11 protein-coding genes and 1 tRNA gene are annotated in these 14,820 nt (G+C 66.8%); 7 read left to right on the forward strand and 5 right to left on the reverse strand.

Annotation, left to right across the window (positions count from 1 at the left end; translation table 11 throughout):
• Window positions 1-21 precede the first annotated feature (21 nt).
• Entirely contained in the window at window positions 22-1,806 is a 1,785-nt protein-coding gene (gene mutL, locus AC07M1_RS11825; RefSeq protein ID WP_495162734.1) for a DNA mismatch repair endonuclease MutL, read from the reverse strand.
• 159 nt (window positions 1,807-1,965) lie between these two features.
• Between mutL and AC07M1_RS11830 the strand changes: the two genes are divergently transcribed.
• The 6 genes from AC07M1_RS11830 (at window position 1,966) to AC07M1_RS11855 (ending at window position 7,733) form a co-directional block, all read left to right on the forward strand.
• Entirely contained in the window at window positions 1,966-3,009 is a 1,044-nt protein-coding gene (locus tag AC07M1_RS11830; RefSeq protein ID WP_495162735.1) for a rod shape-determining protein, read from the forward strand.
• Between the two features lie 14 nt (window positions 3,010-3,023).
• Window positions 3,024-3,905, forward strand: a complete 882-nt coding sequence (gene mreC / locus AC07M1_RS11835) for a rod shape-determining protein MreC (RefSeq protein ID WP_495162736.1) — start codon at window positions 3,024-3,026, stop codon at window positions 3,903-3,905.
• Window positions 3,902-4,414 (forward strand): rod shape-determining protein MreD, encoded by a 513-nt coding sequence (locus tag AC07M1_RS11840; protein WP_495162737.1) that lies wholly within the window; start codon window positions 3,902-3,904, stop codon window positions 4,412-4,414. Before mreC ends, AC07M1_RS11840 begins: the two co-directional genes overlap by 4 nt.
• Window positions 4,411-6,438: a penicillin-binding protein 2 gene (gene mrdA, locus AC07M1_RS11845; RefSeq protein ID WP_495162738.1), complete on the forward strand. Its 2,028-nt coding sequence runs from the start codon at window positions 4,411-4,413 to the stop codon at window positions 6,436-6,438. The genes AC07M1_RS11840 and mrdA overlap by 4 nt, the downstream gene beginning before the upstream one ends.
• Window positions 6,435-7,556 (forward strand): rod shape-determining protein RodA, encoded by a 1,122-nt coding sequence (gene rodA / locus AC07M1_RS11850; protein WP_495162739.1) that lies wholly within the window; start codon window positions 6,435-6,437, stop codon window positions 7,554-7,556. Before mrdA ends, rodA begins: the two co-directional genes overlap by 4 nt.
• Before the next feature lie 101 nt (window positions 7,557-7,657).
• Window positions 7,658-7,733 (forward strand) — tRNA-Lys (locus AC07M1_RS11855).
• A gap of 129 nt (window positions 7,734-7,862) precedes the next feature.
• Here the strand turns inward: AC07M1_RS11855 and AC07M1_RS11860 are convergent.
• Genes AC07M1_RS11860 through AC07M1_RS11875 form a run of 4 tightly spaced genes read right to left on the reverse strand, consistent with a single transcriptional unit; the run spans window position 7,863 to window position 10,996 of the window.
• Window positions 7,863-8,861: a DUF2891 domain-containing protein gene (locus AC07M1_RS11860; protein ID WP_495162740.1), complete on the reverse strand. Its 999-nt coding sequence runs from the start codon at window positions 8,859-8,861 to the stop codon at window positions 7,863-7,865.
• On the reverse strand, window positions 8,858-9,820 hold the full coding sequence (locus AC07M1_RS11865; RefSeq protein WP_495162741.1) for a DUF979 domain-containing protein: 963 nt from the start codon (window positions 9,818-9,820) through the stop codon (window positions 8,858-8,860). Before AC07M1_RS11865 ends, AC07M1_RS11860 begins: the two co-directional genes overlap by 4 nt.
• Complete coding sequence (locus AC07M1_RS11870; RefSeq protein ID WP_495162742.1) at window positions 9,817-10,479, reverse strand: DUF969 domain-containing protein; 663 nt, start codon at window positions 10,477-10,479, stop codon at window positions 9,817-9,819. Before AC07M1_RS11870 ends, AC07M1_RS11865 begins: the two co-directional genes overlap by 4 nt.
• Window positions 10,480-10,486: 7 nt before the next feature.
• Entirely contained in the window at window positions 10,487-10,996 is a 510-nt protein-coding gene (locus tag AC07M1_RS11875) for a winged helix DNA-binding protein (protein ID WP_495162743.1), read from the reverse strand.
• A gap of 116 nt (window positions 10,997-11,112) precedes the next feature.
• Here AC07M1_RS11875 and AC07M1_RS11880 point away from each other — a divergent pair, with 116 nt between their 5' ends.
• Window positions 11,113-14,721, forward strand: a complete 3,609-nt coding sequence (locus tag AC07M1_RS11880; protein ID WP_495162744.1) for a hydantoinase B/oxoprolinase family protein — start codon at window positions 11,113-11,115, stop codon at window positions 14,719-14,721.
• Window positions 14,722-14,820 lie beyond the last annotated feature (99 nt).

The raw sequence follows: 14,820 nt of genomic DNA on the forward strand, positions 1-14,820 counted from the left end.
CCGCCCTTCCCTGTCCCGCATTCACTTCCGCCCGAACAGCTTCTCGATGTCGCCATGCGCCAGCTTCACCCAGGTCGGGCGGCCATGGTTGCACTGGCCCGAATGCGGCGTGATCTCCATCTCGCGAAGCAGCGCATTCATCTCCGCGACCGACAGCACCCGCCCCGCCCGCACCGATCCGTGGCAAGCCATGGTCGCAGCGACATGGTCGAGCCGCTCCTTCAGGCTCAGCGCCTCGTCGAACGCCGCGAGCTCGTCGGCGATATCGGTCACCAATGCCGTCACATCGCCCCCGCCCAGCATCGCAGGGGTCGCGCGCACCAGCATGGCGCGAGGCCCGAAACGCTCAAGTTCCAGCCCGAACTCGGCCAGTTCCACCGCCCGCGCCTCAAGCCGGTCGCAGGCGGGTTCGTCCAGCTCGATCACCTCGGGCAACAACAACGCCTGCGCCGCCACCCCGCCATCGCTCATCGCGCGCCGCATCCGTTCGAGCACCAGCCGCTCATGCGCGGCGTGCTGATCGACCAGCACCAGTCCGTCCTCGGCCTCGGCGACGATATAGGTCCGCGCTACCTGCCCCCGTGCAACGCCGAGCGGAAAGCTGGTGACGCCCGGCACCGGCTCGGCAGCAGGCTCGGCCCGGGCCTGGGGCGGCGCGATGAAACTCGGGCGGCGGTCGAACACCGCATTGTGGCGGGTCAGCGTCTCGGCTCCACTATGGCCGATACCCCAGAGATTCTGCTGCGGCTCCGGCGACGGCGCGGCTGGCTGTTCCGCCTGCCACAGCCCCATCACCGCGGTATCCGCCCGTTGCACGCTGCGATGTCCCGCCTCATCCAGCGCGCGCCTGAGACCGCTGACGATCAGCCCGCGCGCCAGTTGTGGATCGCGGAAGCGCACCTCGGTCTTCGCGGGGTGGACGTTCACATCGACCTGATCGGCGGGCACGTCGAGGAACAGGGCGACCACCGGATGCCGGTCGCGCGCCAGCATTTCGGCATAGGCGCCGCGCACCGCGCCGTTGAGCAGCCGGTCCTTCACCGGACGGCCGTTGACGAACAGATACTGGTGGTCGGCAATCCCGCGATTGAAGGTCGGGATGCTCGCCACCCCGCCCAGCACATGGCTTTCGCGCTCGAAATCGACGCCGACGCTGTTGGCGGCCAGATCGCGGTCGGTCAGCGCAGCGACCCGTTCCGGGCGGGTCATCCCCTCCTGAACGCTCAGCACTCGCCGACCATCATGCTCGACCGAAAAGCCGAGGTCAGGCCGCGCCATCGCCAGCCGCTTCACCACGTCGAGGCTCGCGGCATATTCCGCGCGCGTCGACCGCAGGAACTTGCGCCGCGCGGGTACCTTCTCGAACAAACCTTCGACCCGCACCCGCGTGCCGGGCGGAAGCGCGGCGGGTCCCTCGGCCGCCAGCGCGCCATTGTCCACTGTCCGCGCCCAGCCTTCGGCGCCGCGAACCCGGCTTTCGATCGTCAACCGCGCGACGCTCGCGATCGAGGGCAACGCTTCGCCCCGAAAACCCAACGTCGTGACAGCCTCGATCGCGTCATCGGGGAGTTTGGAGGTCGCGTGACGTTCCAAAGCCAGGGCCATTTCGGCGCGGTCCATGCCGCAGCCGTCGTCGGTCACTTCGATGAGGTCGATGCCGCCCCCCGCGAGACGGACCGAGATCCGGGAGGCCCCGGAATCGATGGCGTTTTCCACAAGTTCCTTAAGCGCGCTGGCGGGGCGTTCCACCACTTCGCCGGCGGCAATTCGGTTGACAAGATGCTCTGGGAGACGGCGTATTGACATGAACGCCGGTGTAGCCCAAGCGGCGCCATTCCGCGACCCGCATCCGCTAGATTTGAGTCCGCCTGATCGGGGCCGGAGTCGATCCGCCCGGATCGGTCCGGATTAGTCTCAGTGCGAATAAGCGGCTTGGGCCCAGCCGCAACAGGACGGTGCGATCAAATGGTATTTTCCCGCCTTTTCAAGTTCATGTCCCACGATCTGGCGATCGATCTGGGAACCGCGAATACGGTTGTATACCTGCGCGGACGCGGGGTCGTCCTGAATGAGCCGTCGGTTGTGGCGGTCGAAACGATCAACGGCGTCAAGCGCGTCAAGGCCGTTGGCGACGACGCCAAGCTGATGATGGGCAAGACCCCGGGCAGCATCGAGGCGATTCGCCCGCTGCGCGATGGTGTGATCGCCGACATCGACGTCGCCGAAGAGATGATCAAGCACTTCATCCGCAAGGTGCATGGCGGGCAGCGGCGCTTCATGCGCTGGCCCCAAATCGTGATCTGCGTGCCGTCGGGCTCCACCTCGGTCGAGCGCCGCGCGATCCGCGACGCCGCGTCGAATGCGGGCGCGAGCCAGGTTATGCTGATCGAGGAGCCGATGGCGGCCGCAATTGGCGCCGACATGCCCGTGACCGAGCCGATCGGCTCGATGGTCGTCGATATCGGCGGTGGTACCACCGAAGTCGCAGTGTTGTCGTTGCGCGGCCTCGCTTACTCGACCTCAGTCCGCGTCGGCGGCGACAAGATGGACGAAGCGATCGTCTCCTATGTTCGCCGCAATCATAACCTGCTGATCGGCGAAGCCACCGCCGAGCGGATCAAGCAGGAAGTGGGCGTCGCCAAGCCGCCCGCGGACGGCATCGGCAAGACGATCCACATCAAGGGCCGCGACCTGGTCAATGGCGTTCCCAAGGAAATCCAGATCAACCAGGGCCAGATCGCCGAAGCGCTGAGCGAACCGGTCGGCACGATCGTCGAGGGCGTTCGCATCGCGCTCGAGAACACGGCGCCCGAACTGGCGGCGGACATCGTCGATCAGGGCATCGTCCTTACCGGCGGCGGCGCGCTGCTCGAGGGGATCGACGAGGTGCTACGCGACGAGACCGGCCTGCCCGTCACCGTTGCTGAAGACCCGCTCACCTGCGTCGCACTCGGCACCGGGCGCGCGCTGGAAGATCCGGTGTTCCGCGGCGTGCTTCTCGCAGTCTGAGGAACGGGTAGGAGATGGCGCCGCCACGCAACCGGCGCCCCGGATTTTCTCGGCGGGCGCAATACGGCCTCTTCATCAGCTATGTCCTCGCGGGCGGCGGTGTGCTGGTCGGCGTGGTCCTGCTGCTGCTCTCGATCTTTCACCCGCCCGCCTTCGCGGCGGTGCGGGGAAGCTTTTCGGAGCTGGTGACCCCAGTCGCGTCCGGGGCGGACTGGGTACGCCGGGGCGTGTCCGGCATTCCTTCGGGCATCGGCAGCTATTTCGGCGTGCGGAGCGAGAATAGCTCGCTCCGTGCCGAGTTGGAGGCCAACCGCAAGCTGGTCGAGGAAGCGCGCATCGCTGCCTATGACAACCGGCGGCTACGCGCGACCTTGAAGCTGCGCGACCGGATCGCCGCCCATGTTGTCACCGCCCGTCTTGTCTATTCTACCGGGTCCAGCACGCGACGGTTCGCGACGCTCAATGCCGGCTCGTGGCAGGGAGTCCGCGCGGGACAGCCTGTGCGCAGCGCCGACGGGCTGATCGGCCGTGTGGTCGAAGTCAGCCCCAATACCGCGCGCGTGCTGCTGATCCTCGATCCCGAAAGCATCGTCCCCGTCCGCCGCGTGCGTGATGGCCTGCCCGCGATCGCCGCCGGGCGTGGCGACGGGCTGATCGAAATCCGCTCTGCCGGCGCGGCCCAGGTACTGTTCGAACCGGGGGACGCCTTCGTCACCTCGGGCACCGGCGGCATCTTCCCGCCGAACATCGCGGTGGCCCAAGTTCGCAACCGCGCGCGCGACACCGCCGAGGGCGTGGTCTTCGCCAGCCCAGACACACTCGACTACGCGGTCGTGCAGCAAAGCTATTTCCCCGAGGCCAACGCGGTTCGCGCGCCTGAGGCCGAACCTCGGTGAGCGGATCGCCCTATGCCGGCCTGGGCAAGGTCGACACTTCCGCCCGTGCCCGCTGGCTCGCCCCGCTCTCGATCGTCATCGGATCGCTGACAGTGCTGGTGCCGTTCAAGGCATCCTTTCCGATCCTCCCGCCGTTCGGGCTGATGATGCTGCTCGCGTGGCGTCTGCACAGGCCCGATCTGCTCAAACCCTGGGCGCCGGTGCTGCTCGGCTTCGTCGACGACCTGGTCAGCGGACAGCCGATGGGCAGCTCGATGATCTTCTGGACAGTGTCGTTCATCGCCATCGATGTGCTAGACACACGGATCGTGTGGCGTGATTTCCTTCAGGACTGGCTATTGGCTGCGGGCGCGATCGGCTTCTGCCTGATCGGCGGCCGGCTGGTCGCAGCGCCGCTGGGCGCGCATGTCGATACCGTATTGCTGATCCAGGTGCTGATCGCGATCGCACTGTTCCCCATACTCTCGCGCCTCGTCGCACGACTTGATGGCAAGCGGAGGACGATGTGAACGGTCCCGTCCGCATGATCAGCGAGGCGCAGCAGACCTACAGCTTCTCGCGCAGAGCGCTGTTCCTGGGCGCCGCACAAGTCGCGGGCGGCCTGATCCTGGCCGGGCGCATGACCTGGCTCTCGGTCTATGAGAATGACAAGTACCGGCTTCTGGCCGAGAGCAATCGCGTCAACCTGACGTTGATCCCGCCACGCCGGGGCTGGATCGTGGATCGGGCGGGCGTACCGATCGCGAACAACCGCACCGACTTCCGCGTCGATATCATTCCCGACCGGATGGAGAAGGATAGCCGCGACCGCGTGCTTGCCGCACTACGCGACTTGCTAGCCCTCACCGCTGAGGATCTGTCGCGGATCGAGGATGACCTCAAGGGCGCTGCGGGTTTTCAACCCGTACAGGTCGCCGAGAATCTCGACTGGGAGCATTTCGCCGCTGTCAGCGTCCGTCTGCCCGAACTGCCCGGCGTCGCCCCCACCCGCGGCTTCGCCCGCAACTATCCGGCCGGCGCAGCGGTCGCGCATCTGGTCGGCTATGTCGGCGCGGCGACGGCGGAGCAGTTCAAGGCGAGCAAAGACCCCCTACTCGTCACGCCCGGCTTCAAGCTTGGCAAGGACGGGCTGGAGAAGGTGCTGGAAGGGGAACTGCGCGGCAAGGCGGGCGCCAAGCGCGTCGAGGTCACTGCGCGCGGTAAGCTGGTGCGCGAGCTCGCCACACGCCCCGACGAGCCGGGCAAGACGATCCGCCTGACGATCGACGCAGGGCTCCAGGAATATACCGCGCGGCGGCTAGGCAATGAGTCGGGTTCGGTCACCGTATTCGACGTCACCAATGGCGATATCCTCGCGATGGTGTCGATGCCCGCCTATGATCCCAACGCCTTTTCGGACGGGATCAGCCGTACCGAGTGGAAGATGCTGTCGGAGGACGACCATCTTCCGCTCATGAACAAGACGCTCCAGGGCCTCTACCCGCCGGGGTCGACATTCAAACCGGCGACCGCGCTTGCGATTCTGGGTGGCGGGATCGACCCGAACCGCGTCGTCTATTGCAATGGCGGCTATCAGCTCGGCAATCGCAGGTTCGGCTGTCTTGGCCGTCACGGCCCGATGACGATGCACACCGCGATCGCGCGCAGCTGCAACACGTATTTCTACACGATGGGTCGCGAAGTCGGGATCGAAGCCATCGCCGCAGCCGCGCGCAAGCTGGGCTTCGGCGCGGAATTCGACCTTCCCTTGCCCTCGCAGCGTTACGGCACCATCCCCGACAGCGCATGGAAGATGCGCCGCTACAAGCAGGAATGGTCTCAGGCAGACACGCTCAATGCTGCGATCGGCCAGGGCTATGTCCTGGTCAGTCCATTCCAGCTGGCGCTGTCCGCCGCGCGTATCGCGTCGGGTCATGAGCTGATCCCCTCATTGCTCGCCGCCAAGCGTGCCGCGCCGCGCCATCTCGACTTTCCGGAGGCACATCTCGCGATCGTCCGGGCCGGGATGGACGAAGTGGTGAATGGTCGCGGCACAGCGGGCGCGTCGAAACTCCGGCTCGACGGCATCCGCATGGGTGGCAAGACCGGGACGGCTCAGGTTCGCCGGATCATGGACCGCAATCGCGGCCAGGGCGGCGAGTGGAAGTATCGCGATCACGGCCTCTTCGTCTGCTTCGCCCCGGTCGACAATCCGCGCTACGCCGCATCGGTGGTGATCGAGCACGGCATGGGCGGCGCCCGCGCCGCCGCCCCGGTGGCCAAGGACGTGCTCACCTATCTGTTCGACCGGCAACAGGCGCTGGACACGCTCGCCCGGTTCGAAACCGAATGGGGCGGCGACATCCGTGCCCGCATGGCCGCCAAGGACAAGGCTTATCGCGCGGTGCAAGGCTTGCCGGCCGCAGCGCCGACGCCGGGGGCCACGCCGTCACCAACGCCGACGCCGTCCCCCTCAGCTTCGCCGACACCGGGTGCAACCGCCACGTCCGCGCCGCCCTCCCCGCCCCGTTCACCTCAGGTTCCTAGCGAATGAGCCGCCCTGGTTTCGTCCCCGCGCCGCTGGCACAGCTTCCGTGGCTCATCATCCTGCTCGTCTGCGCGATCGGCGGGTTCGGGGTAATCGTGCTATTCTCGGCAGCGGGCGGCGAGCCGAAGTGGGCGATGCCACAAGGGGTTCGCTTCGGGGTTTTCCTGGTCATGGCGCTGGTTCTATCCCGCGTGCGGGTTAGCCACTGGTCGATGATCGCCTTTCCGCTCTACGCCATTTTTCTGGTCATGCTGATCGGGGTCGAATTGCTGGGCGCGGTCGCGGGCGGAAGTCAGCGTTGGCTCGACCTCGGCTTCATCCGCATCCAGCCATCGGAGATGATGAAGGTCGCGATCGTCCTCGCCTGCGCGAAATTCTACGATATGCTCCCCGCGAGCGAGATCAGGCGCTTCGGCGCGATCTGGCCTCCGGCGGTAATGATCGGGGTTCCCGCAGCGCTGGTGATGCTCCAGCCCGATCTCGGCACCGCGCTGATGATCACCGCGGGCGGCCTTACGGTCATGTTCCTCGCCGGGATCCCGCTCCGGCTGTTCATTGGCGGCACACTCGCGCTTGCGGTCTCGGTGCCGATCATCGTCAACTATGTGCTGCACGATTATCAGCGCAACCGCGTCCTCACCTTCCTCAACCCCGAGAACGATCCGCTCGGTACCGGCTATCACATCAGCCAGTCCAAAATCGCGATCGGATCAGGCGGCTGGTTCGGCAAGGGGTTCCTCAACGGCACGCAGAGCCATCTCGACTATTTGCCCGAAGGGCATACCGATTTCGCGCTCGCGACGATGATGGAGGAATGGGGGCTGATGGGCGGCCTGTTTGTCATCATCGCCTTCGGCCTGCTGATCCACTGGGGCATCATGGTCGGGGTGCGCAGCCAGACCCGTTTCGCCAAGCTGACCGCCGCCGGCATCTCGACCACCATTTTCTTCTATGTGTTCATCAACATGGCGATGGTGATCGGCATAGCACCGGTGGTCGGTATCCCGCTGCCGCTGATCAGTTTCGGCGGATCGGCACAGATGACGACGCTGATCTGCGTCGGTCTGCTGATGTCGCTCGACCGCGAAAACCGGCAAAATCGAAATACCCGCAGCTGGCAGTGATTTTTTGCAAGAACGGGTGTTGCCAACCATAAAACCCGATGCTAGTGGCCCCGCTCCCGACCGAGGCAGCGCCTTCCAACAGCGCTCCTGATCGCCCGGATGGACGCATAGCTCAGTTGGTAGAGCAGCTGACTCTTAATCAGCGGGTCCTAGGTTCGAGCCCTAGTGCGTCCACCATTTTCAGTTACTTCTATCGTCATCGGTACGATCTGCCGGCGACGAATTCCCGAGGGACTGATGTGACGGCTTCGCCCTCAAAATCAGCTACTCGACACGGCGCGCCAGATTCGAGCGCCCGTGACCTGGTCAGGTCGTTTCCATCGCGAGTAGCGCAAAGCTCGCAAGCCAATGCTCACCCATATAGTCCCCGACGACGTGATCCATCGCGGCGTCGAGGTGATCGTCCGCCGCGAACAGCAGCTGCGCAGCCGCCTCGCGATCCGGCAGTCCCGCCGCGATTGCGCGCATGGCCCAGGCGCGGCTGAGATTCAGCCCGTCCAGATGCGCGAACTTGCCGTCGCTACGGTCGCTAACCGCGGCGGGCCGGAACAACGCCGTCGGCTCCCATTCGACCAGACGCGGAAAGAAGCGCGACAGCCAGTCCGCGAAGACATCGGGCGCGAGCAGCGTCTTCATCGCCAGTGCCTCGGTAAGCAGCGGCGACAGGAAATCCTCACCGCTCGGCTCAAGCGCCTGGACCGCCGCATCGTGGCCGAACCATTGCGATGCCAGGTTCGCGAGCAGCGAGCGCAGTCCCCCATCCTCGACGGCATCGGCATATTGCGCCGCCAGCACGAGCGCGAAGGCTGTGTTGTTGTGGGTGCCGGCGCGGACCGGATAGGTCAGAAGCGGCAGGTAGCGGCCGAACGCCCTCGCGAAATGATCGGCCAGCGGTTGCAGCACCGCCGCATACGGCGAATGGGAGCGGTGCAGCTCGGCCGACAGCATCAGCAGCCAGGCCCAGCCATAAGGCCGCTCGAACCCGCGCGCGGACGGGCGTGCGGCATAGTCGCGCTCGACCGCGACCTTGTCCGGCGTGAACGACGCGGCGAACAGCGTGTCGATCGCATCGGCTTCCGGCAGATCGGGGAAGCGGTGCCGCAGTCGCGCGAGCAGCCAATAGCCATGAACGCAGCTGTGCCAGTCGAAGCTGCCGTAGAAGATCGGATGGACCTGACGCGGAATATAGGCGTCGGCGTCGCACTCCATGACGTGATCGGCCTTGTGCGGATATTCGCGCGTGACATGGCCCAGCGCCGTGCGGGCGAACAGGCTGCCAAGATCCGGGGAAAGCGAACGAGTCACAAGGGGCCTCCGGGAAAGGCGACGAGCGCCATGAGCAGGATGTTGAAGACGAGGAGGATCAGCGCCGTCGGCGTCTGAACCCGGATCACCGCGTGACGATCCTTAAGCTCCAGTACCGCCGCAGGCACGATGTTGAAGTTGGCCGCCATCGGCGTCATCAGCGTGCCGCAGAAGCCCGCGAGCATGCCCAGCGCCACTACCGCCGCCGGATCGCCGCCGAAATGCAGGATGACGAAGGGGATGCCGATCCCGACCGTCATGATCGGGAAAGCGGCGAAGGCGTTCCCCATCACGATCGTGAACAGCGCCATACCCAGGCAATAGAGCGTGACCGCGACCAGCGGCGAAGTCATGGGGACGAGACCCGCGACGCCGTCCGCGACGATCGTGCCGACACCCGCGAGGGTGAAGATCCCGCCCAGTGCGGCCAGCATCTGCGGCAACACCATCGCCCATCCGACCGCATCCGTCAGTCGCCGCGCTTCGGCGGCCGGTACCGATCGCGTGGCGCCGGTCAGCCGCATCGCGAGCGCAAAGGCAATCAGGATCGCAACGGCGAGCGAGACGAGCGTGACCTGCTTGGGATCGATCACCGCGATCCCGCCGATCTTTCCGTCGGGCAGGAGCAGTGTGCCGGCAAGGGCGACCGCCGGCACGCAAAGCGCCGGGAGGAATAGCCGGAGTCCCAAGCGATCGGCGAGCGCGCTGCGCTCTTCATCGCTGGTGCTGGACACCGGTCCGGGGCGGAGGCCTAGGGTGGCCATGGCGACCATCAAGAGGACGAGGAAGCCATTGGCGAGGTTGGGGAGCCAGGGGCCGGCCATCAATGTCGTCGCGAACGCCCCCCAGAACACGACATTGCGCCAACGCGTGGACGAAGTCCGGTCCGTGGCATGGTGGATCGCCACCGCGGCGGGGAGGAGGCCGGCGGCGATGCCGAGCGCGTCGAGACCGATCATCGGCCCATTCTCCGCAGGCGCCGGTCCAGCCAGAGCAAGCGCGCGCCATGGATGAGGAAGGCGGCGATCGCGGTCGGGATCGCCCAGAGCGCGATGTGAAGCGGCGCGAGGACGAAGCCGTTCTGCTCCATCACCGCGCGGATCAGCAGGATCGATCCGATCGCGATGAACACGTCCTCCCCGAAGAACAGCCCGATATTGTCGACCGCCGCCGCGTTCGCGCGGACAAGGTCACGCGTCTCGTCATCGAGCGGCTCGCCGTCATTCGCCGCGCCCTCGGCCATCGGCGCGACGATCGGCCGAACCATCTGGACATGCCCGCCCAATGCGGTGAGGCCCATCGCCGCGGTGATCTGGCGCAGCGCCAGATAACCGAGCAGGAGGCGGCCGGTGGTGGCGCGCCGGAGGCGCTGGACCAGCCCTCGCGCCTTTTCACGCAACCCGGCACGCTCGAGCAATCCGATCATCGGCAGCGCGAGCCAGGCGACCGCCATGAAGCGCGCATCGACAAAAGCCTTGCCGATCAGCTCGACCACTTCCAGCAGCCCGAAGCCCGCCGCGAGCGCGCTCGCAAAGGCGGCGAGGGTCACCACCAGCATCGGATGGACGCGCAGCGCGAAGCCGATGATGATGATGGCGATGCCCGACAGGACTAGCATCGCCGGCCTACAGCGTCGCGGCGGCGCGTGCCGCCTGGTTATACTGGCCCGAGACGCGGCGCAGCAGGTCGGCAGCCTCTGAAAGCGCCCCCTCCCCCGGCCCATCGGCCGCGAGCGGCGTGGCGAGCACCCGTTCCCGTACCGCCCGATAGGCGTCGCAGAATTGCCGACCTGCCTCGGTCGCGCCGACCAGCTTCTCCTTGCCGTCCCGGCGCGTCTCGATCAGCCCGGCCTTTTCGAGCTTGCGGATGGCATAGGTGGCGAGGTGCGTATCCTCGATATCGAGGACGAGGGTGATGTCGTTCAGCCGCTTGGCGCGGTCGCGATGCCGCACCGTATGCAGGATCAGCACCTCAATCGGCGAGAGCTGAATTCCCGCCGCCGCCGCACAGCGCGCGATCCAGCGCTGATAGGAGGTCGCCGCCAGCGTCAGGCTGAATTCCAGCTCCGAAAGTGCCGGCGCCGCGCCATCGGCGAGATGCGCCGACGAGACGATCGCGCGTCTTGCCTCCGTCATGACAACCCCTCTTGATCCGGCTTCTGTTTATCTGACTGCAAAGCTCGCGCCGGATTGCGTCGCTGTCAATCTATACGTACATTATATCGATAATTTATCGATAAATCGGAGGGATTATGTCGTCCTGGCAGTTCTGGATCGACCGCGGCGGCACCTTCACGGACATCGTCGCGCGTGCCCCCGACGGCGCCCTATCGACGGCCAAGTTGTTGAGCGAGAACCCCGAACGCTATCCCGACGCGGCGATCGCGGGCATCCGTTCGATCCTGCAGATCGCGCCCGACGAACCTTTGCCCACCGATCGGATCGAAGTGGTGAAGATGGGCACGACCGTGGCCACCAACGCCCTGCTCGAGCGCAAGGGCGCCCGCACACTGTTGCTGGTCGATCGCGGCTTTGCCGACCTGTTGAGAATCGGCAACCAGGCGCGGCCGCGCCTGTTCGATCTCGCCATCCACCTGCCCGAGCCGCTCTATGACGGCGTCGAAGAGGTCGGCGGCAGGATCGATGCGGCGGGCGTGGTCATCACCCCGCTCGACGAGGCGGCCACGCATGCCATGCTCGCGGCGCGCCGAGCCGAGGGGTATGACGCGGTCGCGATCGCGCTTGCCCATGCCTGGGCCCATCCCGAAACCGAACAGCGCGTCGCAGCGCTCGCCCGTGAAGCCGGGTTCGCGCAGGTCTCCGCCAGCCATGCCGTCAGCCCGCTGACCGGCCTGGTTGCGCGTGGCCGCACGACGGTGGTCGATGCCTATCTCTCACCCGTGCTGCGCCGCTATGTCGATCAGGTCGCCGGAGCGCTGGGATCGACGCCGCTCCATTTCATGCAGTCCAATGGCGGCCTCGCCGAGGCGCGGCAATTCCAGGGCAAGGATGCGATCCTCTCTGGCCCCGCCGGCGGCGTGGTCGCGGCGGCGCGAACCGCCGAGACGGCGGGTTTCGACAAGGTGATCGGATTCGACATGGGCGGCACCTCGACCGACGTCGCCCTCTATGCCGGCACCTTCGAACGCGTGTTCGATGCCGAGGTCGCCGGGGTCGAGATGCGCGTGCCGATGATGGCGATCGAGACTGTGGCCGCCGGTGGCGGATCGATCCTGCAGTTCGACGGAAGCCGTTACCGGGCCGGGCCGGAGAGCGCGGGCGCCAATCCCGGGCCCGCCTGTTATCGCCGTGGCGGACCGCTGACCGTGACCGACGCCAACCTGCTGGTCGGCAAGCTTCAGCCCGGCCATTTCCCGGCGATCTTCGGCCGCGGGGGCGACCAGCCGCTCGACCGCGACGCGGTCGAGGCGGGCTTTGCCGAGTTGGCGACGCGCATCGCCACCGCCACCGGCAAGCCGCAGGATCCGCGCGCCGTCGCGGAAGGATTTCTGGTCATCGCCGTCGCGAACATGGCCGCCGCGATCAAGCGCGTCGCGCTCGAACGCGGCGAGGACGTCACACGCTTTGCGCTGCAATGCTTTGGCGGCGCCGGCGGCCAGCATGCCTGCCGGGTCGCCGAGGCGCTTGGGATGCGCACGGTGCTGATCCACCCGCTTGCCGGGGTGCTGTCCGCCTATGGCATGGGATTGGCCGACCGCACCGCGATGCGCCAGCAATCGCTCGAGCGGCCGCTCGATCGCGAGGCGGTCAGGCAGATCGGAGAACTCGCCACGGCATTGGGCGATGCCGCCGCCGCCGAGCTGGGCGACGGCCCGATCGAGCGGAACATCCAGGTCCATCTCCGCTACACCGGAACCGATACCGCCCTGCCCGTCTCCTTCGGCGACGAAGCCGCGATGCGGGCGGGGTTCGAGCATGCGCATCGCGGGCGCTACGGCTTCCTCACCCCCGATCGCGGAATCACCGTCGAAAGCGTGGTGGTCGAGGCGGTTCTGGCGGGACCGACGGCCGGACTGCCGCCGCTCGCCCCGCGCGTCGGAAAGGCCCCTGCCCCGATCGACACCGTCGCGCTCTGGACCGGCGATGCCGAGCACCACGCCCCGGTGCATGACCGCGAGGCGCTGCGCCCGGGTGACCGGATCGATGGCCCGGCGCTGATCCGTGAGGCGATCGCCACCACCATGGTCGAGCCGGGCTGGCAGCTGACGGTCGGCGACCAGGGCGAGCTGGTGCTGCGGCATGTCGGCGCGGCGGTTCGGACCGAGTATGACCTGTCGGTTGCCGATCCGGTCCAGCTCGAGCTGTTCAACACCCAGTTCATGGGCATCGCCGACCGGATGGGCGTGGTGCTGCGCAACACATCGACCAGCGTCAACATGAAGGAGCGCCTGGACTTCTCCTGCGCGCTGTTCGACGCCGAGGGGCGGCTGATCGCCAACGCGCCGCACGTCCCCGTCCATCTGGGCGCGATGGGCGAGAGCGTACGGACGGTGATCGCCAGTCGCGGCGCGTCGCTCAAGCCCGGCGACGCGATCGTGCTCAACAACCCGTTCAACGGCGGCACGCATCTTCCCGATGTGACCGTGATTTCCCCGATGTTCGACCCCGAAGGCAAGGCGATCCGTTTCTTCATCGCCAATCGCGCGCATCATGCCGATATCGGCGGCCTGACGCCTGGCTCGACCCCGCCCGCCTCCAGCACGCTCGAAGAGGAAGGCGTGGTGATCGACGACTTCCTACTGGTCGATGGCGGCGAATTCCGTGAGGCCGCGTTCCGCGATCTGTTGGCGAGCGCGCGGTTTCCGGCCCGCAATCCCGACGTCAATGTCGCCGACATCAAGGCGCAGCTCGCCGCCAACGAAACCGGCATCGCCGAGCTGGGCGCACTGGTCGAGGCGCGCGGCTGGCCGATGGTCGCGGCCTATATGGGTCATGTCATGGCGCATGCCGAGGAAAGCATCCGGCGCGTCGTCACGCGCCTGTCCGACGGCGCGTTCGACTATGTCATGGACGACGGCACGCCGCTGAAGGTCGCGGTGAGGATCGACCGTACGGCACGCGCGGCGGCGATCGATTTCACCGGCACCGGTCCGGCCAGCGCGGGCAATTTCAACGCCCCGCCAGCGGTGACCCGCGCGACCGTACTCTATGCCTTTCGTTGCCTGGTCGGCGAGGATCTTCCGCTCAACGAAGGGTGCCTGGCACCGCTCACCATCCAACTGCCCGAAAACAGTTTCCTGGCGCCGCCGCGCGGCAGCGCGGTGGTCGCGGGCAATACCGAGGTCAGCCAGGCGGTGTGCAACGCGCTGCTGGGCGCGCTCGGCGCGGCCGCCGCGTCGCAGGGCACGATGAACAACTTCCTGTTCGGCAATGCCCATCACCAATATTACGAGACGATCTGCGGCGGCGCGGGGGCCGGCCCCTCCTTCTCCGGTGCATCCGCGGTCCACACCCATATGACCAACACGCGCATTACCGATCCCGAGATTCTGGAGATGCGCTATCCGGTCCGGCTCGATCGCTTTGCCATCCGCCGCGGTTCGGGCGGCGCCGGCGGGTATCCGGGTGGCGATGGCGCCGAGCGGGCGATCATTGCGCTCGAGCCGCTCACCGCCACGATCGTCGCGTCGCGCAGGACCGTCGCGCCCTTCGGACTTGCAGGGGGCGAAGCCGGTGCGGTCGGAAGGCAATATGTCGAGGCCGAGGACGGCGAACACCGGGACCTGCAGGGATGCGACGAGGTCGAGCTGCGGCCCGGCGACCGGTTCGTCATCCTGACCCCAGGCGGGGGCGGTTTCGGTGTGCCCGCGCGGAATCCGAAGCGTCGGCGTGCGGGCTGAAGGAGCGAGATTCGGGTGCTTTGGCGACCAAATGACGTGGCATCGCGCGATGCAGCGTAGAGAGACCCCGTCGATCTCGAAATTTCCCTAAACAGATCC

The sequence above is a fragment of the Sphingomonas sp. GW821-FHT10C01 genome (assembly GCF_059415525.1).